General features: G+C 47.3%; 20 protein-coding genes and 1 other RNA gene. 3 read left to right on the top strand and 18 right to left on the bottom strand.

Going from position 1 to position 20,384, the window contains the following annotated elements; translation table 11 throughout:
* Positions 1-10: 10 nt before the first annotated feature.
* The 6 genes from ACOBQJ_RS05665 to ACOBQJ_RS05640 all read right to left on the bottom strand — a co-directional run bounded on the left by ACOBQJ_RS05665 (position 11) and on the right by ACOBQJ_RS05640 (position 8,426).
* A complete protein-coding gene (locus ACOBQJ_RS05665; protein WP_421070757.1) occupies positions 11-2,671 on the bottom strand; it encodes an S-layer homology domain-containing protein in 2,661 nt (886 codons plus the stop codon).
* A gap of 426 nt (positions 2,672-3,097) precedes the next feature.
* Positions 3,098-4,198: a redox-regulated ATPase YchF gene (gene ychF, locus ACOBQJ_RS05660; protein WP_421070931.1), complete on the bottom strand. Its 1,101-nt coding sequence runs from the start codon at positions 4,196-4,198 to the stop codon at positions 3,098-3,100.
* Positions 4,199-4,246: 48 nt separating this feature from the next.
* Positions 4,247-6,076, bottom strand: a complete 1,830-nt coding sequence (locus ACOBQJ_RS05655; protein WP_421070756.1) for a hypothetical protein — start codon at positions 6,074-6,076, stop codon at positions 4,247-4,249.
* A 105-nt stretch (positions 6,077-6,181) separates the two neighbouring features.
* Positions 6,182-6,352 (bottom strand): hypothetical protein, encoded by a 171-nt coding sequence (locus ACOBQJ_RS05650; protein ID WP_421070755.1) that lies wholly within the window; start codon positions 6,350-6,352, stop codon positions 6,182-6,184.
* Between the two features lie 55 nt (positions 6,353-6,407).
* Positions 6,408-7,205, bottom strand: a complete 798-nt coding sequence (gene murI, locus ACOBQJ_RS05645) for a glutamate racemase (protein WP_421070754.1) — start codon at positions 7,203-7,205, stop codon at positions 6,408-6,410.
* A gap of 132 nt (positions 7,206-7,337) precedes the next feature.
* Positions 7,338-8,426 carry a Gfo/Idh/MocA family protein gene (locus ACOBQJ_RS05640; RefSeq protein ID WP_421070753.1) on the bottom strand — a complete coding sequence of 363 codons (1,089 nt, stop codon included), beginning with the start codon at positions 8,424-8,426 and terminating at the stop codon, positions 7,338-7,340.
* 193 nt (positions 8,427-8,619) lie between these two features.
* Between ACOBQJ_RS05640 and ACOBQJ_RS05635 the strand changes: the two genes are divergently transcribed.
* The gene (locus ACOBQJ_RS05635; RefSeq protein ID WP_421070752.1) at positions 8,620-9,192 is read left to right on the top strand and encodes an aldolase; all 573 of its coding nucleotides are present in this window, start codon (positions 8,620-8,622) and stop codon (positions 9,190-9,192) included.
* A 78-nt stretch (positions 9,193-9,270) separates the two neighbouring features.
* Positions 9,271-9,813, top strand: coding sequence for a hypothetical protein (locus ACOBQJ_RS05630; protein WP_421070751.1), 543 nt, complete (start codon positions 9,271-9,273; stop codon positions 9,811-9,813).
* Between the two features lie 31 nt (positions 9,814-9,844).
* Here the strand turns inward: ACOBQJ_RS05630 and rbr are convergent, their stop codons facing one another.
* The gene (rbr, locus tag ACOBQJ_RS05625; RefSeq protein WP_421070750.1) at positions 9,845-10,378 is read right to left on the bottom strand and encodes a rubrerythrin; all 534 of its coding nucleotides are present in this window, start codon (positions 10,376-10,378) and stop codon (positions 9,845-9,847) included.
* A 139-nt stretch (positions 10,379-10,517) separates the two neighbouring features.
* On the opposite strand from rbr, the gene ACOBQJ_RS05620 reads away from it, so the two are divergent.
* The gene (locus tag ACOBQJ_RS05620; RefSeq protein WP_421070749.1) at positions 10,518-10,697 is read left to right on the top strand and encodes an asparagine synthase; all 180 of its coding nucleotides are present in this window, start codon (positions 10,518-10,520) and stop codon (positions 10,695-10,697) included.
* Positions 10,698-10,722: 25 nt separating this feature from the next.
* Here the strand turns inward: ACOBQJ_RS05620 and ACOBQJ_RS05615 are convergent, their stop codons facing one another.
* From ACOBQJ_RS05615 to glnA, 11 genes are all read right to left on the bottom strand, one after another.
* The gene (locus tag ACOBQJ_RS05615; RefSeq protein ID WP_421070748.1) at positions 10,723-11,265 is read right to left on the bottom strand and encodes a hemerythrin domain-containing protein; all 543 of its coding nucleotides are present in this window, start codon (positions 11,263-11,265) and stop codon (positions 10,723-10,725) included.
* Between the two features lie 249 nt (positions 11,266-11,514).
* Positions 11,515-11,961 carry an NUDIX domain-containing protein gene (locus ACOBQJ_RS05610; protein ID WP_421070747.1) on the bottom strand — a complete coding sequence of 149 codons (447 nt, stop codon included), beginning with the start codon at positions 11,959-11,961 and terminating at the stop codon, positions 11,515-11,517.
* 17 nt (positions 11,962-11,978) lie between these two features.
* Entirely contained in the window at positions 11,979-12,551 is a 573-nt protein-coding gene (locus ACOBQJ_RS05605) for a hypothetical protein (RefSeq protein ID WP_421070746.1), read from the bottom strand.
* Between the two features lie 171 nt (positions 12,552-12,722).
* On the bottom strand, positions 12,723-12,983 hold the full coding sequence (locus ACOBQJ_RS05600; protein ID WP_421070745.1) for a small, acid-soluble spore protein, alpha/beta type: 261 nt from the start codon (positions 12,981-12,983) through the stop codon (positions 12,723-12,725).
* A 571-nt stretch (positions 12,984-13,554) separates the two neighbouring features.
* On the bottom strand, positions 13,555-14,418 hold the full coding sequence (locus ACOBQJ_RS05595) for an AraC family transcriptional regulator (RefSeq protein ID WP_421070744.1): 864 nt from the start codon (positions 14,416-14,418) through the stop codon (positions 13,555-13,557).
* Positions 14,419-14,757: 339 nt separating this feature from the next.
* An RNA gene (rnpB, locus tag ACOBQJ_RS05590) (RNase P RNA component class A) lies at positions 14,758-15,097 on the bottom strand.
* A 22-nt stretch (positions 15,098-15,119) separates the two neighbouring features.
* Entirely contained in the window at positions 15,120-15,836 is a 717-nt protein-coding gene (locus tag ACOBQJ_RS05585; protein WP_421070743.1) for a zinc ribbon domain-containing protein, read from the bottom strand.
* 50 nt (positions 15,837-15,886) lie between these two features.
* Positions 15,887-17,005: a Nif3-like dinuclear metal center hexameric protein gene (locus tag ACOBQJ_RS05580; protein WP_421070742.1), complete on the bottom strand. Its 1,119-nt coding sequence runs from the start codon at positions 17,003-17,005 to the stop codon at positions 15,887-15,889.
* Complete coding sequence (locus ACOBQJ_RS05575; RefSeq protein WP_421070741.1) at positions 16,996-17,685, bottom strand: tRNA (adenine(22)-N(1))-methyltransferase; 690 nt, start codon at positions 17,683-17,685, stop codon at positions 16,996-16,998. Before ACOBQJ_RS05575 ends, ACOBQJ_RS05580 begins: the two co-directional genes overlap by 10 nt.
* Positions 17,686-17,871: 186 nt before the next feature.
* The gene (locus ACOBQJ_RS05570) at positions 17,872-18,702 is read right to left on the bottom strand and encodes an SMODS domain-containing nucleotidyltransferase (protein ID WP_421070740.1); all 831 of its coding nucleotides are present in this window, start codon (positions 18,700-18,702) and stop codon (positions 17,872-17,874) included.
* Positions 18,703-18,803: 101 nt separating this feature from the next.
* On the bottom strand, positions 18,804-20,222 hold the full coding sequence (gene glnA / locus ACOBQJ_RS05565) for a type I glutamate--ammonia ligase (protein ID WP_421070739.1): 1,419 nt from the start codon (positions 20,220-20,222) through the stop codon (positions 18,804-18,806).
* Between the last annotated feature and the right edge of the window lie 162 nt (positions 20,223-20,384).

Here is a 20,384-nt window from a genome sequence, read left to right as displayed (position 1 = left end):
TATATAGATTTTAAGGGTGTTCCGACCACCAGTACAACACCCTGGCCAGTGCAGCCGCCATTTCCGCACGGGATACTCCCTTGAGAGGATTGAAATATCCTTCGCTGGTCTGAAGGATACCGGCGGCAGTCACCCTGTTTACCGAACCCAGAGCATAATCCGGAATCTTGCTAAGGTCCTTGCAATTTAATGTACTATCTGATTTATCAAGCCTTAAAGCCCTGTCAATCATGACGGCCATTTCACTCCTGGTAATCCCGGCGTCCGGCATGAATGTTCCGTCCGGGTATCCGGTAATTACTCCCCGGGAAACTGCTTTTTCCACTGCCCCCCTGGCCCAATCGGGGACATAATCTTTAAAAGAAACTCTGCTTTCGGGGGCCGGCCATTTTAATGCGGTCGCCAGCGCATAGGCGAATTGCGCCCTGGTTACCGGCCGTTCGGGCGCAAATGTGCCGTCCGGAAAACCGCCGAGTACCCCGCTTGCAGCAAGCCTTACGATAGACGGATTGGCCCAATGACCAACCGTGTCTTTAAATACCGGCGCAGGACGCTTGTCATCAACCAGCACCAACCGGCCAAATCCCCATACCCTGGCGGAAATAGTCCTGGTGGTCCCGTCTCCTTCAATTCTGGCCGGCTGTTCCTGCCATTGTTTCGCATTGTCGTCATACAGCATTATCACCGGCCGGTGGCTGAGCACATCCTTGCTGTACAACCAGTTAACCCGCAGGGGGGCATTAAGATCCGCTTCCTGCCCATCAACCGGGTTTAAGTTTACCGCGCCAAGCACATAAATTCCTGAAGGTACATCAGAAAAATAAGACTCATACGCCAGCCTGACGTCTACCGTTTCGGATGTAGTCCCGGCGGGAAACTGTACTTCAACCCAATCGTCCAGTGTCACTGCGGAATCCTTTTCGGGATTGACCTGAAGGTCTTCCCAGGGCGGTTTAACCGTGACCGGCACTGAAGCGGTCAGCCCCTGGAAAGTCGCTGTGATCTGACCCTTAGCCGCGTTTTGAACCGCTGTGAATACTCCATCGACAATTTGTCCCGCGGAGCCGTCGACACTCCATTTAACATCAGACGGTTTTATATCAAATGTTTCCCCGCTGTACGTTTTAACTTTTAAAGACATTTGGGCAGACTTCCCTGGTTCAACTTGTACCGGGTTGGGGCTGATAACCAGCTGTGAAATCATTTCCAGGCCGATTACCTTCACCGTTGCCGTCCCGCTCACATTGCCCAGGGACGCGGTAACTGTAACGCTGCCGCTTTTGGCGGGTGTAAAAACACTGCCCTGGAAACTACCGGCGCCGGCCGGCGCGGAAAACGTCACGCCGCTGGAAGATACCCGCGCAGGGTTGTAATACTGGTCGTATCCCCCTTTGACCTCAAACACACCGCTGGTGCCGGCCAGCAGCAAGCTGGGACCGCTGACGCTCAAACCGGAAAGCTTTCCCTGCGGAGCCAGCGAGAAAACACCTATGGCGTCCGGCACCCGACGCTGGGTTGTACCCTGCGGCTGGTTAACCAGGCTGGCGTTGAAATCTCCCAGGTGGCGCGCCGCCATGGTTGTAGAACCGCCGCCGTCAAGGTTTACGGCTCTCCACACACCAATAGAGATTAAGAAGCCGGCCAGCTCTTCCTGGGTCATACCCACGCTGACAGCCGTACCGTCAGAGGAGGCCTGCTTTTCAACAGCCACCAGGTAAAGAGTGTTCCCGTCTTTTGAAATCCCAGCGGCGGTCCTGGCGTGCTTTCCGGTTATGTTTTGGCTGAAGTAAGGCGGCAGGTGTCCGTCCTGCACCAGTAAAGCCTGGCCGCCGACTGCCGCGAAGAGACTGCTGCCGCCGGGCTCCACTGTGTAATTGTAGCTGACTTTTGAACCCGGCTTCAGGTTGTCTTTTATAAATTTTGCCGCCTGCCCGTGCCCTTTCAGTATATAGCCGTTCGCCGGTATAGCCACACCCGGCTGATCTGTTAAAACCTTTTGCACCACACCGTTCTGGACGACAGCTTCCATCACCCCGGTCAGGTTGGACAGCTTGCCCCTGCTGGTAGTGCCCCAGAGTGTGTTATACAGGTTTAAGGTGTCGATATCGGAAGACTTGTCAGACATCAGCAAGTACCCGGGTTTATTTATCCCTGCCAGGGAAAAGCTCTTACCGTTAGCGGCCGTGACCGTACCTCTGAAATTAAATAACTCAATCAGCGGCGTTTTATCAGTTGTCAGGCCAAAGCCGTACATGTCATTCCTAAGGGCGGGGCTTTCCACCAGCTTACCGCCCTGGTAAGCAAGGCCTATGGTGCGCCCGCTCTCCATCATTTGAAAAAAATCACCGTTTATGGCGGCCACCGCCCCGGTGCGTTTGGCCATATCGGTAACAGTCTGGTTTTTGTTCATGGTGCCGTCACTGCCCACGATTGTGTCTATTTTTAATAAAGGGTCGCTCAGATCGGCTTTAAGGATGTATACGTTAAGCGGTCCCCCGTCCGTTTTCATCCGGATTGTCTGCAGAGACGCGCCCTGGGTGATTATCTCCTCCGCGCTGGTTTTTGAAATGACCTGGTACGCGCCCGCCCATGAAGGCGTAAAAAGATAAATCACTGCAACGGTCAGTATAACGTTCAGCCACAGGAAAACAGCGGAGCACTTTTTGCGCAAAATTATTTCCTCCTTCAAGGGTTTGTCCAAAGTATCATTAAGAATAAAAATCACCCCCAATTATTAAATACGCAAGCAAAATTTTAATTTAAAGAGAAATATTTCATTCACGCCCTTAATTATAAACCAATTGAAATAAACACTCAATGAGACATAAGGCGACATAATAACCAAAAAAGTTATATGACTGCTAATTATATACTTTAGCGTCATATAACTTAGACTTTCAAAAATTCCGCTAAGTTCATTTTATTTATAAATTCTGGTCAGGCCGGTCTGCCTGGCCAGAAGCACCCTCTTTTCTATTCCAAAAACATATTGACAGTTATAATCCTGTAAATCAATTTAAATCCCGTTAATCCTGTCTATTTGTTTTAATAAAGGATGACTGATATTAAAACCCGCAGCTGGTGCGGGTTTATTGGCTCATACATTAAACCTGAAATTTATTATGTCACCGTCTTCAACAATATAGTCCTTGCCTTCCAGGCGGCTCAGGCCTTTTTCTTTAACTTTGGCCATGCTCCCCAGGCTCTCCAGATCACGGTATTTCACTACTTCGGCCCTGATAAACCCTCTCTCTATGTCAGAGTGGATCTTACCCGCCGCCGATTTAGCGTCGGTGTTCCTCTGGACGGTCCAGGCTTTAACCTCGTCCGCGCCCACTGTAAGAAACGATATCAGCCCCAGGAAATCATAGGCGGCCCGCGCCAGGCGGTCAATACCGGACTCAACGATACCCAGGTCGGCCATGAATAATTCCCTGTCCTCAGCAGGCAGCTGGCTTATTTCCATTTCAATTTTCCCGCATATCTCCAGTAAGGGCAGACCTCGCTCGCTAGCGTAAGTTTCTACCAGTTCCTTGCCGGGATAGGACTTTGACTTGAACTGCTGTTCATCCGTATTTATTACCAGTAAAATAGGTTTTTCGGTAAGGAAGCTGTAATTTTTCAAAACAGCCTTTTCGCTGTCGGTTAAATCAAGCTGGCCAATTGATATTTCATTTTCCAGTGAGCTCAAACATTTTTCCAGCACCTCGAGCTCAGTGACGTTTTCTTTTTTAACCTTTTTACCGTTTTTAATCCTTTCGATCCTCTTCTCAATTATCTCCATGTCAGCCAGAAGGAGTTCCATATTTATCGTTTCAATATCCCGCAGCGGGTTAACTTCACCGCTGACATGCGGCACATCGTTATTGGCGAAGGCGCGCACTATGTGAGCGAGCATATCCACATTTCGGATTGAATTTAAAAACTGGTTGCCCACACCCTGCCCCTGGCTCGAGCCTTGAACCAAACCAGGCACGTCACTGAACTGGATCATGGCATGGATGGTCTTGCGCGGCTTGTACATGGCGCTCAGGAAATCAACCCTGGGGTCTGCCACGACAGCCGCCCTGCTGTTTGTCTCCGTCTTGCCGGTCAGGAAATTGGATGTCTCAGCGTCGGCGCCGGTGAGCAGGTTGAAAATAGTGGTTTTACCCACCATTGGCAGACCGATTAAACCACAGTTAAGATTCACAGTTATCCCCCGTTATCAGTAGTTTGCCACTGGAAAGTGGTTTTACAAACATTGCTAGATTGTATTGACGTCAATCGTCTTTTTCTGTGGGTTGGAAGTTACAGTAATGTAGAGCCAGCCGTCTTCTTCCGACGTTTTCACATCGCTGTCCATAACTATCTTATTTTCTTCCCCCACGTAGACGGCGACAGTAATATCTTTCAGCCCTTCCGGGTTTTCCAGCACAATGGAATAGTCGTTGTCAGCCTTTTTTATCTCACACTTCGTTTTTGCGTAACGGTTCAAAAATTCCGCAAACCGGCTCATCGGGGAAGCCTTAATCCGTCCTGCACCTTGCTCGGCCAGGGCTTTTTCCTCCAGGGTCCTGATCGCTTCCATGCAAAAACGGGTGTCTGAGGGGTGGGTGTAGACCATCCTGATTACTTTTTCTTCAGCCGAGAAATCGATTAAATCCTCTATCCACTGCTTAACTTCTTCCTCCGGCACATGGCCTCTTTCCATTTCCTCCAGTGAAGCGTACTGGCGGTACGGCGTGATGGGGAACGCCCATAAATTCTGGCTGGCGTAACTTTCATATATGCGCGGGTGGGAGGGGCTTGAGCCCGAGTCTCCGGCATAGTAATAAGAGTTTACACCCATTTCCTCAAGCTTATTATTGACCCAGAAAGGATGGTTGCCGCCGGGCGCGCTGTACTCGATTACCTTTTTACCCGTTACCGCCTCCAGTGCCCGGGAGTTCCACTCCAGGAGCTGAAAGGCTTTGCCCCGGGGCAGGTATTGAAGGTTATAAGCAAAGAAGTTGTGGGCCCATCCTCCGTGCGAGCCAATTTCTCCGTAGTTCTGAAGCACTTCCAAAACCGGCCGGCCCCTGTACTCACTTTCTGCATAGTAACCCATGTTGTCTCCCAGTTTGTATGTGTCAGGCCCTGCCGTAATATGGATCGATAACGGCATCTCGCTGTTAAAAAGTCCCTGCATCAGCATCACTGTCAGCGCCTTGAAATAGGCGCCGCTGCATATGTGCAGGTTGAAAACAAAACCGCCCATGCCGTCCGGGCTGTTCACCAGGCGGGGTATTTTTGCGTGGTCGATCAGAAAAGTACGCAGGACAGACCTGGGCAGGAGGTCATCCGACCTCAGTTTGCATTTGGCCAGGGGAACATTGGCATAAACAGCGCTTCCACCACTGTCGTAATTTTTTACAGTTATAACGGGCACCTCGGCGCCGTTAATCCTGTCCATAGCCGCGACCTGAGCGTCAACGTTCAGCGCCCTGGTATGATCAAACTTTATTTTTCCGTAAGCATAGGTGCTGTAGGCGTTGTCCTGGTCAAGCTTACCCGGCGTGATTCCCCATGCCCGCCCGGTCTCCTTATCTTTAAAATACAAGCTGCCGGAATAGGAGGATACCTTGCCGTCAGCCGCAGGCATATCATATTTTACACCCAATAAATCCGCCAGTAACGGCGCGGGCTGCTGGTCCCCGCCAGCAGCAACGGTAGCGGGATCCAGGGAAAAGAGTACGGGCCCGCCCTGATCTCTGACATATGACGATATAATATCGGCTGTGTCCCGGGTCATCGTGGAATTAATAGCTTCAGGCGCCACAATGGCCTGATAGCGGCCCTTCAGTTCCCCCGGCGCATACCCTGTCAGTTCAGCCGGCCAAACAACCCGGTAAGGAAACCCTTCTTCTTTTAGGATTTGCTCATAAACAGCCAGGATCTCTTTATCCTGTTCCGTACGCAATTCCCCGACCAAAAGAGCCACCTGGACCAAATTGTTAGGCTCCGCCCATGAATAATGAAGGAAAAAAGTCATCGCTATTAAAATTGAAAACATAGCGGCGGCCAAGGCGGCATACGTGATTTTTTTTTGTCTCATCTAACAACCTTCTTGTAAAAAGTTCCTTATAATGTCGAGTAATATTTTACTTGATACCATCTAAATTGTAAAACTATTACCGGCTTAACTGACTACATACTAAATTTAACGGCATGTCACACCAATGGTTCTTTCACCCCACTCGTTGGTAATACCTCTGGGAGTGAACTTCTCACAGGGCTTGTCCATTGGATCGGCCGGTAACTTTGTCGCCTCGCACATAGCGGCTTCAAACGACTTCCAGGTTTTGAAAAACACACAGTCCCTACAGCGCATGCAACCACCTTCATAAATAAAATCTAATATGGCAAATTAAAAACCGCTGCCATGTTCAAACCTCTTCCCTCTTCACAACCAGGTCCTGTTTCCCCCAGAGGAGGCGTACCACCGGCCTTACATGCTCAGGATCACCGGTGGTAAAAAACGACTCGCCGCCGGTTGATTTTATATCAGCCGCCAGGCCGTTTTTTTTCAGTACCCGCGCTACCTGCCTGGCTACCGCCTCACCGCTGTCGATTACTTTTATCCCGCTGCCTGCCAGCTTTTCCACCACCGCTCTCAGGAATGGATAATGGGTACAGCCGAGTATAATGGTATCCACATCCCTGGCCAGCAGTTTATCCAGGTACAATTTAACCAGTTCTTCAGTTTCCTTGTCGTCCCACCTGCCTGACTCAACTAATTCGACCAGTCCGGGACACGCCTGTGTGAATATCTCCAATCCGTCCCCGAACCTTTTTACCAGTGATTCAAACCTTTCTCCCGCCAGAGTAACCCCTGTTGCGATAACTCCAATCCTGCCTTTAACCGTTGCCGCCGCCGCCGGCTTAACCGCCGGTTCGACTCCGATAACCGGAACGCTGTACTTTTCACGCACGGCGTCAAGAGCCGCGGCAGACGTTGTATTGCTGGCTATTACTATTAATTTAACATCCAGTCCGATCATAAAATCACATATTGCATAAGCCCTGCCCCGTATTAGTTCAACCGGCTTCACTCCATACGGGCAGTGCGCCGAGTCGGCAAAATATACAAGGCTCTCCGCCGGCAGCAGGCGGCGCACCTCTTTCATTACTGAAAGGCCGCCGACTCCTGAATCAAAAAAACCAATAGGCCTGAGACTTGACATACAAAACACCTCATATATAAATCCACATGTTTTCTAAAGTTACTAAACCCTCCTTATTATGTTTATACGGAAGGGCGCTGTTTCCTTCATTAAATTTTATTAAAATAAAAAAGCCCCGCCAGGGGGCTTGGGTTAAAGTTGGTGGTAGATACCGTCTCCTCTCACCGGCCGGTAGATCGGGATATAATCATAATCCCGGTCAACCTCAACAATTTTCTCTTCTTCAACGGACTTCAATATATCAAAAACCATTTTGGCGTCGCCAAATTCCATTTCAGGCGTCACGGATATGGGCTCTTTGCCGGCCGCGGCATTGTAAAAATTGAGCAGTTCGTTATAATAGCCGCGCTGCGGCCGATAGGAGACAAGCTCATGGGTCCCGTCATTATGAGACACATTTATAACCCCGCAGTCTCTCTCTTCCAGGTAAATCATCCCCCCGGTGCCAAATATGCGCAGCCCGATCAAGGGACGCTGCATCTCTTTCCCCGCTGAGAAAAATGAAAAAGTACCGACAATGCCGCTTTTAAATAATATGTTAACGCTGGCGACCGAATACGGCGCGAAATCCATGTCCTGTTCCCGGCCAAAGGCCTGCACCTTGTCTACAGCTCCGAAAATGTGCCTCAGCGCGGCCAGGTCGTGGACACCCGTATCTAGCAAAGCTCCGCCGGTAAATTCCGGGTACTGGCGCCACTCCCTGGCGGGAAACTTATCTTTGACCATATCTTCAGGGAAATTTACGACCCTGTTCTGAATAAAATAAAGAACATCGCCGACCTTTTTAGTCCTGACCATGTCTCTGATCATGTCTATTTCTTCGTTGTACCGGTAGTTTTCAGCTATCATTACCGGAATGCCGTATTTTCTTGGCAGTTCAGCGTGAGCCCTTGCCTGTCTCATATTTGGCGCAAGTGGTTTTTCACAGATAATTGGCTTCCCCGCTATGGAGGCAACCGCGTCCGTGACCTCGTAATTTTTTTCAATCGGGACCATGATATCAAAAAGGTCAATATCTTTTCTAGCTGCCATCTCTCTAAAGTCGGTATAGACATTTTGCGGATCGATACCAATTTTTTGTGCCCAGAATTCAGCTTTAAACCGGTCGACGTCGCAGATAGCTGCTATTTCAAATTTATCCGACAGTTCCTGGTAAGCCGGGTAATGCAGTTTCTCAAAGGCCATACCGCTTCCGATGATGCCCACGCGCAGCCTGTTCAAGTCTTTTCCCTCCAAAGTCTAATTTCGTGTTAGTATGCGACCCGGCGGAAAAAATATACTTTAAAAGGCCTGTCCCGTAAAAGGTGATGCTTCCTAATATAAAGAACTATTAACATAAGTAATTTATGGAGGCAGGACGAATACTTTGCCACCTGAACTGCAAAATAAATGGACTGGAACTGGAGGGCTTTTCGTGTTAAAGGACTTTCAACTGGTAGGGCGGGACCTCTTCCTGGCTGGTTTGAACAACTCACACAGCGGGAACCTGAGTGTACACCATGGAGACCAAATCGTAATCACCAGAAAGGGTTCCATGTTGGGCTGCCTGGAGGAAAAAGACCTGATCGAAACCGGGCTGACCAGGAATGATGGCAATACTATTTTGGCATCCACGGAAATTGGAGTGCACCGGGCTATTTTTAAGGGTACCGGCGCTTTGGCGATTGTCCATGCCCATCCGGTGCATGCCATCAGCCTCTCTCTGTTGGAAGACGAAATTATTCCGGTAGATTCTGAGGGAGCCTACCTGTTGGATAAAATACCGGTCCTGGATGTAAAATGTACAATTGGTTCGCCGGAGGTGGAAGAAAAGCTGCCGGCTTTACTAAGAGACCATAAGATAGCCATGGTGCGCGGACACGGCAGCTTTGCGTCGGGCCAGACACTGGAGGAGGCTTACCACTGGACGTCCTGCCTGGAAAATGTGTGCCGGATTATCTATATTACCCGCACCCTGGCAAGAAATGATAAAGTAAGCGGACGGTAAAAAAATAAAGGCCGGTAAATTATAAAACCGGCTCTCCATGGTTAAAAAAAATATAACCGGTTAGGAGTGAAAAATGAAATGAATATATTTGACAATATCAAAAGCCTGCTTGGAGGCAACATAACTATCCACCAGGAGTTTATAAACAAGGTGATCAAAGAAGCGATTGCTGATAACAAGGTGCTCAGGGGTATTGTCCTGTCTGTTAACGAAGGGTTCCTGAACGCCGCGGTGGAGATCCTGGCTGGTGAGACACCTGTCAGCCTGAGTCTTGACCTGTCCCTGGGGAAATATGAGTTCAACAGGACAAACCGTATTATTGAGCTGATACTGATCAGGCCAGTCACCATTCAAGTATTCGGCGTCAATATCAAGACAAAACTGGCGGCCGAAATCGACAGGCCTGCGGCGCTAAACGCAGGGGCGCCGACAGGATTAATCGATATGTTCAGTTACCTGGCAATAAATGAAGACCGGTTTGTACTTGATTTTAACAAAATGCCCGGCTTCAACCAGGCGCTGCAGAACAAGCTGGGATTCCTGCTGAACAACCTGGAAATCACCAAGCTTGAACTGCAAAACGAAAACATCGTGATCCAGCCGTCTATAAAATTCTTTTAGTCAAAAACCCGCCGCGCGGCGGGTTTTGAAACTAGTAGTTTTCACACCTGACTTCAAAATAAGCGCGGGGATGAGCGCAGGTGGGACACAATTCCGGCGCTTCTTTGCCGGTGTAAATATGCCCGCAGTTCCTGCACTTCCACTCTATTTCCTTTTCTTTCTTAAACACATTCCCTTTTTCCAGGTTATCGAGAAGAGCCAGGTAACGCTCTTCGTGCTCCTTCTCCACTGTGGCCACTGACTTGAAAAAAACGGCTATCTCGGTAAAACCTTCTTCTCTTGCCACTGCTTCAAAATCCTTGTACATGGAATACCACTCGTGGTGTTCACCAGCGGCCGCGGCTTTTAAATTATCTTCTGTACAACCGATCCCATTCAAAAATTTAAAGATTTTCTTGGCGTGCTCTTTTTCGTTGTCGGCTGTCTCTAAAAAAATGGCGGATATCTGCTCATAGCCTTCCTTTTTAGCAGTGCTGGCAAAATAGGAATACTTGTTGCGGGCCTCAGATTCCCCTGAAAATGCTGCTTTTAAATTTGCCTCGGTTTTACTTCCCTTAAGTTCCATAACTAACCCTCCTCAGTTAATTAAATAGGTCTCGATTAAACAATACCAAAATATATTCATGCAACACACAAAATAAGGAGACATAAAAAACTGTTATTCCCCAAACAATATAACAAACTCTTCGAAAGGGGGATATAACATGATGCCAAGAGAAGGATTGATTCCTACGCTGCTGGGTACCGTTGTCACCGCCGCGGGGTTGGCGCTTCGCAATAAAAACTCCGCTGTCGGCTGGGGTATCGCAGGATTTGGCATGGCGCATATTTTACTTGGCGCCATAGACTTGCTGGAACACCCCCAGGATAACCAAGAGTTTTAGGGAGGAGCCATTGTGCTCCTCTCTTTTATTTTCTCTTTTTACCCAATATTTCGTAAAGCCGCGTTTCTTCTTTTTGGATATGGCTTCCCAATAACTTTATTATTTGATAGCCGCTGCTGAGAAGGCTTTCTTTGTTTATACTCAATTTCTCAGATCTTTCCGGCGGTTGGTCCAGGTTTTTGGGCGCTTCACTTATATCGATGTTTCTTGATTTGGAAATTATTCGTGCCAGCTTATCCCCCTGTTTAACCTCATTCCCCAGGTTTTCCTCTCCCAGGGAATCTATGAACACGGCAAAAGCGTCATAGAGCAAATTATGCTCGTCATACATGCTGGCGATAAAACTTTTGTCCTCACTCACCCGCAAAGCTTCGGGGTATACATCTTTTTCCTCTGCTTTAAAATGCGGGATGATCACATTATTAATTATCTCCACAAATTCTTTTAATTCCCAGATTACATTAGCACCGGCTTCACCGTGTTCTATATCTTTTAAGTTTCCTTCCAGCTTGGTTAATATAAATTCAACTGCCGCGTGTTCATCATGAAACTTGTCCAGCCAGCGCATATTAATACTCCTCATAAATAAACTGAAATAGTACCGGACCAGGCAAAAATATCCCTGTCTTGAGCCAAAGCCCGGGCAGTTTAACGTCATGCCCAGGACAGGCTGGGGCACCCGCCTTTACAGTGAGCCACCTGCCGCAACATCCATTGTTTGCGAAGCATTTAAAACACCTCCCAATTTAAAATTATTCTGTGTCAAATTGTTTTATATATATTAATTCCGATTATTTAAGGTTTCCTTTCCGAAAAATTAATAATTTATTATATTTATTGAGTCAAGTGTTTCTTCCACAACCAGCCTGTGGTAAGGTCCGATAAAGGGTATTTCCAGGTCTCCCCGCCCCGCCCACATGTATTCCGTGTGTTCATGGCTGAGCGTGACAGCCGGCCGGGCGGCGCTGCCAAGTTTGTACAGGTAAAAAACTCCATATCTTTCTATCCCGTCGGGAAACATCACAACATAGTTCTTCAGCAGCCGCGGGCTCCCACCCAGGCTGAGGCCTGTTTCCTCCTGGACCTCCCTCTTCAGGTCTCCTGTGGGATCGCCAGACATGTAATGCCCGCCGGGAAGGCCCCACAGGCCTTCCACGCCCTGGCCCTGGTAACCGGAATAACGCAGCAGCAGCACTTCTTTCCGGTTCACTATCACCACGTGCTGCATGACGGCCATAAGCTTATGTTTAAAATCCTTCATCATTCACCTGTCCTTTTCTTCTACAGGGCTCCACAAAATAAATTGTTTGTTTGATTGCAGAATTTTTTTTCTTCACTTAAAAAATAAACTGTGTGGTCAAATAAAAAATCTTTGAACCAGTTCATGATAAGATCTGAATCTTCTTCGTTAAAGTATCTCCAGGCCGGTGAACCTATGTACTTTCCATCTGAAATATTGCTTGTAAAGAAATCTCTCTTTGTTATTCCTCTTATTTTCTTTTCATATATAAAACTGTTGAAATATTCAATATCTATACCGTCAGGGAAGATTTTTAAGCTGTTGGAAGCAAGCTTGAAACAATATGGGTAACCATACCCTTTTTCAGGTTGCTCCAGAACAGCAGTGGCGGACCTGGCGTAGGCTACTACAATAAATGTGTTCTTACCCTCAATCCTGGCCGTTTTAAGAAAAAAAATATCTTCATCCGGCCTGAAATTTTTCCGGCTGATTTTACTCTTAAAATTAAAGTGCTTTTCCGGTTCTTTAATAAAAGCTTCAAAATATTTTACTGCCTTTTCAATAGTTTCAAGATCGCCTTTTTCTTTGGTAGTTGAAAGATAAATAAACCTCATTTATATCTACCTACCTTTATCCTGCATATTACTTTAATATTCTTTAAATTGATTAACATTCCTCTTATAAAAATTCGTAATAACAGCTATAATGGCACAAAAAAACTTAAAAGAGGATTAAAATTTCTAATCCCCTTTTAAGCAAACATTCAGGACCTTTTCAATATAGAATTAACCTTGAGGTTGTTCTAAGCCAACTTGACTTGTGGCGCCAACAGCACCCGTGGCGTTATTGGCCAGAGCCGCTTCTCCAAGCGCTACCAACCTTTTGGTTATATTGCCTCCAACATAACCGTTCGCTCTGCTCGGAAGGCTGCCCTTATCAATGTTAGCATAGTTGGCAAAGCCGAGTTCGTTGGCGATTTCAAATTTCATCTGGTTGATTGCATTTTTTGCCCCTGGTACAACAGTTTGATTGGAGTTACGAGGCATTTAGTCAACCTCCTTTCTTTTTTTATTTTTATGCGATAACTGTTATTATGATTACCTTAATAAAAAGATTTATGTTAGGTAATTACTCGTAACTGTTACAGATAATGCTGATGTATAACATAATAAATTTATTAATTATTGTCAGCATTACCTTTTTAATAACTGTTATTTGTATGACCATAACTTTCCTAGTAAAAATATGTTTTTGAAATAAATTGATAAAATATTATATTATGGCGCAGTACTTTATTCATTTTCTAAATTATCTGATTATTAATATTAAAGTTGCTTTTAACAACAAAAAAATGCGGGAAATTTAACTCTCCAGATAGTAAAAATACGCCTGTTTAATGGCGTATTTCACTTTGTAAATTTGTATTCACTTAAGCTCTTGGAGCGGCTATTGCCGAAATGATGTCATGCCTCAAGAGGGTGGAGAAAATGGCACCTTTAGCTACCAATCCCGCAGTACTCATGTACTGTATCATCTGAGCCATAATCAGTTTGTTTGAAAACGGTGAAACCGCGGAATCAGTAAATGCATGGATTAACTTGTTGTGTTTTTAGTTTTTTATTTCTTCCGAACAGGAATCCAAACTTCACTATAAGCGTAATCTTTTTTATGTTCATCCATTTTAGTAAAAGAAAAAGCAGGGGCATTAATTACTTCGTAATTGGAAGAAGGCAGCCATTCTGAATATATTTTTGCATATGTTTCTTGTAACGCAGAAGGAAATGGTCCTTCATTAGGAAATATTGCCCAGGTACAGGCTTCTACTGGCACTTTATCTAAATGATCACTTACTTGATTTTCAGTCGTTAAAATACCTATCAAGTGAGTTAAATCTCCTTCTTCTTTTAAGAAATTAGAGTCAGCATCATAAGAAGCATTGACAATTTCATAAGGCTCTATATTTTGTAGAGAATGCATTTCTTCTTTTTGTTCTTCCGTTATGCTCATTGCTAGCTTTACTATCTCATTATTAACACCTTCAAATTGCATAGGTATACGTTTACTTACACCGACTAAATTAAACCCTGGTTTTTCTTCAATTCTAAATTCCACAGAAATTCCTCCCTTAACGGTTATTATGAATAAAAGCTTGGGAAATGACTTGCTTATGCCTGTTTTTATTACATCAGATGGTAAAAACCCGCTCCATTTTTTAAATGCCCGAGTAAAGCCGTCCATAGACTGATAACCATATTTAAAAGCAACATCCGTCACCTTTTCTCCCTTTAATAAATCCTTATTTGCTTCCGACAACTTTCTGTTTTTGATATACTCACTTAGCGTCATCCCTGAAAGATAAAAAAATATCTTTCTAAAGTGATAGTCAGAAATCCCGGCATATTCAGAAATTATTTCAAGAGATAGATCGTCGGTTAAATGATCTTCAATATAGTCAATCACATGGTTTAATTCGTTTAACATTATCTCCCTGGTTTTCCGGTGAAACTGCCATGAACCAGCTATTCACTTTCCTTTTCTTTAATTTTTTAACCTGAGCTAATACAGCTTTTTTAATGGATGACCACTGTTTCCAGTTAGTCATTAATTATAATAACAAAGCTGCTTTAACTATACTCGACTTTTTTAACACATAAAATATCGAGTTTGACACTTTAAATTTAGAAATCCACTAATAATATGCCCCCCGTTGCAATTTAATAGCGAGGGATGCGAAAATAAAAGCATGGCCCATTGAGTGAGACATAATTACACTCATTGAGCCATAACCAAGCGCGGTAAGTCAGAACCGCGTAAATTAACTTAGTGAGCAAATCGTAAGCCGAGTTCTGTCGTGGGTGATCATCTGTCTGGGACGTCTGTTGCCAGCCGCCTCTAGCGACCTAACCCGGGAACAGCGACGGGCCGCCGCAAATGTTCCCCTATTTGGTCTTGCTCCAGGTGGGGTTTACCTAGCCGGCCGGTCGCCCGGCCGCTGGTGCGCTCTTACCGCACCGTTCCATCCTTGCCTTTACGGCGGTCTGCATTTCTGTGGCACTTTCCTTGGGGTCACCCCCACTGGGTATTACCCAGCACCCTGCCCTGCGGAGCTCGGACTTTCCTCAGGCGCCATAACGGCGCCCGCGACCACCTGATTTACTCACCGGTATTTTGAAGAAATTATATCACCCCTGCCTTTCCCAGTAAAGCATCCTGCCGCAGTTACCGCAGTAGACCATATCTTCACCATGCTTTAACAACCGCAGTTCATTAAATGTAATTCCCACCCGGCAGCCCATGCATGTCGATTTTTCCACACGCGCCAGGGGGTCGTTAAACCTCTTTTTCAGATCCATATACTTATGCCATATTTCCACATCTACCTTATCAAGCAGCTTCTGCCTGGCCAGGGGGATCTGGGCTATCTGCTGACGTACCTTTTGCTGGTTGGCCAGGAGGGAGCCATGCTTTCCGCGGTAATCTTCCGCTTTATTGCTCAGCTCAGCGCTCATACTCTCAAGTTTCGCCCGCAGCTCAACCTGCTTTTCCATTAAGGTCAGGATATCGTCTTCCGCCTGTTTCACCTTGTTTTTTAAGCTCTCAAGCTTCTTGCTGTTTGAATTCATCTCTTTAACATTGGTAATCGAACCGTCATATAACCTTTGCCCCAGACCTTTGAGCTGCTCGTTCGCCTCGTTCACATCCATCTCTTTAAGCTTTTGACTCTTTTTTAAATTACTGTATTCCTCTTTTAATTTATTGAAAAGCAAGCGGCCTTTCTCAATATCAGCCTTGAGGGACTTCAGCTCATCTGAAATTTGTCCCCCCCTTAGTTTTTGTTCCAGAGCTCTTTTCTGGCCGTCCAAAACCTGGATTTCCCAGAGCAGCTTTAAATCCGGCATGCGAACATCTCCTCATAAATAATTAAAGATAGGAAGCGCTGGCTCCTATCTTAAAAGTATGCGAAAGGGTCTGTATTGGTTTGTGACAAAATAAGCCCGATATCAATGCCTGCCCTGCCGCAAATATCTCCCAGATATTTTAGCAGCACAGGCAAGACAACAGATTCCGTGCCGTAGTGGCCCGCGTCAATAAAGTTCATGCCTGCGGCTGTAATTTCCTGGGCTGTGTGGTATTTAACATCTCCGGTTACGATCGTGTCCGCCCCCGCTTTTAAAGCCTCAGGCCAGAGATCAGCCCCGGAGCCGCCGCATACGGCAACTGTTTTCACAATACTGTCCTGCCTGCCTCCAATGCGGACCGCGGGCACGGCGAGGTTTTCCTTCACTTTCCCTGCAAACCTGCTTAGCGACACCGGTTCAATAAGTTTGCCCACCCTGCCAAGGCCGCAGTTAGAAACCCTGTTTTTCAACGGCAGGATATCATAAGCCACTTCCTCGTAAGGGTGGGCATCGAGCATCGCGCTTACGGCCTTTTCCAGTATACCCGCCGGGACAATGGTTTCAAACCTGACTTCTTCCACCTGTTCGAGTTCGCCGGTCCTGCCATAATATGGGCTGGCACCGGCCAGGGGTTTGAATGTCCCCGTCCCCCCCGTCATAAACGAACAGTGGCTGTAGTTTCCGATCCAGCCGGCGCCGGCTTCCAGAATTGCCGCGCGTACTTTTTCCTCATGCCCCACCGGTATAAAGACTACCAGCTTAAATAATCCGGTCTGACCGGTTTGCTGCAAAACGGCCGTTTCGATTAATCCAAGCCTTTCGGCCAGGGCGCTGTTAACCCCTCCGGCCGCGGCGTCCAGGTTCGTATGGGCCGCGTAAACTGTAATATTATTGCGTATAAGAAAGCTGATCAGCTCGCCAAGCGGCTGCCTGGTATTGATAGCTTTTGGCGGCTTCAATAATAAAGGGTGGTGGCTTAAAATCAACCCGGCCCCTTTATCCACGGCTTCCCGGGCCACGGCAAGGTTAACATCAATTGTAAGCAGCGCTTTTTCAACTCCGGCCTGTGGGTCGCCGACCTGAAGGCCGCAGTTGTCCCAGCTCTCCGCCAGGTGAGCGGGGGCAAACTCTTCAATCAACCTGAATATGCTGGCGCATTTTACTGACAACCTGCAATCCTCCTGATCCCGGCAAGTTTATTTTCGGTTTCCAGAGCTTTTTCCCTGGCCGCGGCGCTGTTAGAAGACCTCATGCCGGCCAGGGCACGCTCATACTGGCTTTTGATTATCTCCAGGTATCTGCCAAACAAAGGGTCCTTCTTTTCCGCCAGCCTTGGTCCCAGCTCCAGCAGGACGGAGTCCTTTACTTCCTCGCACCCGGGGACTGCGGCAATGATAACATAGATCTTGCCGTTTTCCTCGACCAGCCGCTCATCATATATTCTCCAGCCGTTCGCGGCCAGCCAGGACCTCAGGTCACCGGGGTCGGCCATCGGCTGCAGGATGAGCATTTTGACAGTGCTTAACACTTCCGGAGAGGCTGACAGTATCTCCCTGATCGTATTGCCGCCCATACCCGCCAGCACAATAACATCGCTTTCTGAAGGGTTTATAGCCTTCAGCCCGTCTCCCAGCCTCAAGTCAACCTTGTGATTAAGTTTATGCTCATCAACTTTCCGGAGCGCCGACCGGAATGGCCCGGGCCTCAGCTCGGTGGCAATCACCCTCCGGCATATGCCCGCTTCAACCAGGTATATGGGAAGGTAGGCGTGATCAGTGCCGATATCGGCGGCAACAGAACCAGCCGGCACGTATTCGGCTGCCGCGGCCAGGCGTTTGGCCAACTCCATGGATATCCCCCATTATGTGTACGTTAAGACAAGTATAGTTGATTTTGGCAAAAAAGACAAACGTCATACAGTTCAACACCGCAGAGCCATATGCGCTTAAATTATTGATTTTTGATCTGGGTTTAAATTTGGAGGGCAAAAACATTTAATAACGGGGTGGGTGTGTTGGCAGGAGCAATGCTTATATTAACCGGCGCCGAAATTGCCGCCTAAAACCGACTGCCAGGCTGCCAGCGCATTTTTTACTTCAGTTTCTTTAACGGCATCCAGCGTTAGCCTTTCAGCCTCGCAAAGCACTGTTTGCCTGACACCAGAGCCCGTCCCGGATGAAATAACCTCGCCAGCCGCCGGGCAGTTCAGAAATTCAGGCAGAAAGAGGCGCATACTGACGAAAAGGGAATGGACCAGATCGGGGTAAATTTTCAAAAAGTCGTTGACTCTGTAATAGACAACCAGTTCCAGGAAGTAGGCGTCAAAAGGGTGGCCGGCATTGATATTCCAGGTCTTCATAATTTTTGCCAGCTTTAAAAACTTCCCGCTGGAATTATCATCTTTCATCTTAAATAATGCTTCCTCTTTGCCGGGATTAGTTTTATACCACCCGCCCTGGCCGTTTGGGACGAGGTAGCCCCCGCTGCTGATCCTTATTGTCGGCAGCAGGTCAAGAGCAGCTTCGGGTGGTGAGTACAGCCTTACAACAGTGCCTCCTCCGTTAATTACGGGTTTGTGGTAATCTTCAGATAGTCTTTTTTTTAAAAAAAACAGCAGTTTTGTCGAGTTTTCATTACTATCATAATAATGTTTCCGGCTCAGCAGCAGGTGAAGCTTAAGGCTTTCCTGGGGTATGTCGGTTCCCCTGCGGTAGGATCCGCCGAAAAAACTGCCGTGTGATTTAATTTTTCGTTTTGCCCACTCGCTCACCTGCCGGCTTTTCTCTATCGCGGGTTTCAGGCGGTCAGCGGGCAGGACTAGTTTTTCCGCGAATTCCTTAAAGATTTGATCAATATTATTGGGCAAGGTAAAACCCCCCGCAGGCTGAAATTTAAGGCCTCCATTCCTTTTAGGGAATGGATGGCCTTAAATATTCCACAGCATAAACGTACCACTGCATATTAAACTTATATATCGTAATACAGCATAAATTCGTAAGGATGTGGCCTGAGCCTGATAGCGTCAAATTCCCTGGTTAATTTGTAATCAATCCAGGTTTCTAAAATGTCCTTGTCAAAAACGCCGCCCTGCAGCAGGAACTCGTGGTCGTCTTGCAGATTTTTTAACGCTTCTTCTAATGACGCTGGAACGGAACGGATTTCTTTTGCCTCTTCCGGGGGAAGTTCGAAAATATCCTTATCCAAAGGATCTCCCGGGTTAATTTTGTTCTTAATCCCGTCGAGACCTGCCATCAGCAATGCCGCAAAAGCGAGGTACGGGTTGCAGGACGGGTCGGGAGGACGGAATTCAATCCTTTTTGCCTTCGGGCTGCTGGAGTACATCGGGATGCGCACCGCGGCGCTCCTGTTCCGCTGGGAATAGACCAGGTTTACCGGGGCCTCGTACCCGGGCACTAGCCTTTTAAAAGAGTTTGTAGTCGGGCTGGTAAGGGCGGTTAGGGCCCGGGCGTGCTTGAGCAGGCCGCCAATATAATAAAGCGCTGTTTCGCTCAGCATGGCATAGCCGTCGGGATCAAAAAACAGGGGCTTGCCGTCCTTCCACAGGCTCTGGTGCACGTGCATGCCGGTGCCGTTGTCCTGGAAAAGGGGCTTCGGCATAAAGGTGACAGTCTTGTTGTATTTCCTGGCTGTGTTTTTTACAATGTATTTATACATCATCAGGTGGTCCGCCATTTTGGTAAGCGGACCATATTTAATGTCTATCTCCGCCTGGCCAGCGGTGGCCACCTCGTGGTGCTGGCATTCAGCCGGTATGCCTGCATCCAGCATGGTCAGGACCATCTCTGTGCGCAGGTCCTGTTGTGTGTCAGTAGGCGCCACCGGGAAATAACCTTCTTTATAGCGGGGTTTGTATCCCAGGTTGGGGCCTTCCGTACGCCCGGAATTCCAGATCCCTTCCACGGAATCGATAAAGTAATAGCCGGAATGCTGGTTCTGATCAAACCTGATATCGTCAAAAATAAAGAATTCGGCCTCTGGTCCCCAGAAGCTCTGGTCGGCGATGCCGGTAGATTTTAAATATTCCTCAGCCCTCTGGGCAATGCCCCGCGGGTCGCGGTTATACCTTTCCCTGGTTACCGGGTCAAACACATCACAAATAATACTCAGCGTGGCCGCCTTGCAGAACGGGTCGATGCAGGCAGTACCGGGATCAGGGATGAGGATCATATCGCTCTCATTGATCACCCTGAAGCCGCGGATGCTGGAACCGTCAAAACCAAGCCCTTCGGCAAAAGTACTCTCGTCAAACTCCTGGATCGGCACGGAAAAGTGCTGCCACATGCCGGGCAAGTCGATAAATTTCACGTCAACCATCTTTACATCTTTTTCCTTAGCGAAAGCCAGGACTTCTTTTGCGGTTTTCATGAACTACACCCCCTGTTAATATTCAAAATAGTACAAAATGATATAGAAAAAGAGTTTTTAACCCTCCTTTCGCATTGTAAAATAAAAAAGCCTCACACCGGCTCTGTCTAATAACCGGCATGAGGCTTCATCACCTCGCGGAAACTGCTTAGTTTCAAATAT

Source organism: Pelotomaculum propionicicum, from assembly GCF_048984525.1.
GTDB classification, from domain to species: Bacteria; Bacillota; Desulfotomaculia; order Desulfotomaculales; family Pelotomaculaceae; genus Syntrophopropionicum; species Syntrophopropionicum propionicicum_A.
The sequence above is the reverse complement of the archived record's forward strand: the minus strand, read 5'-3'. Positions and strand labels throughout refer to the sequence as shown.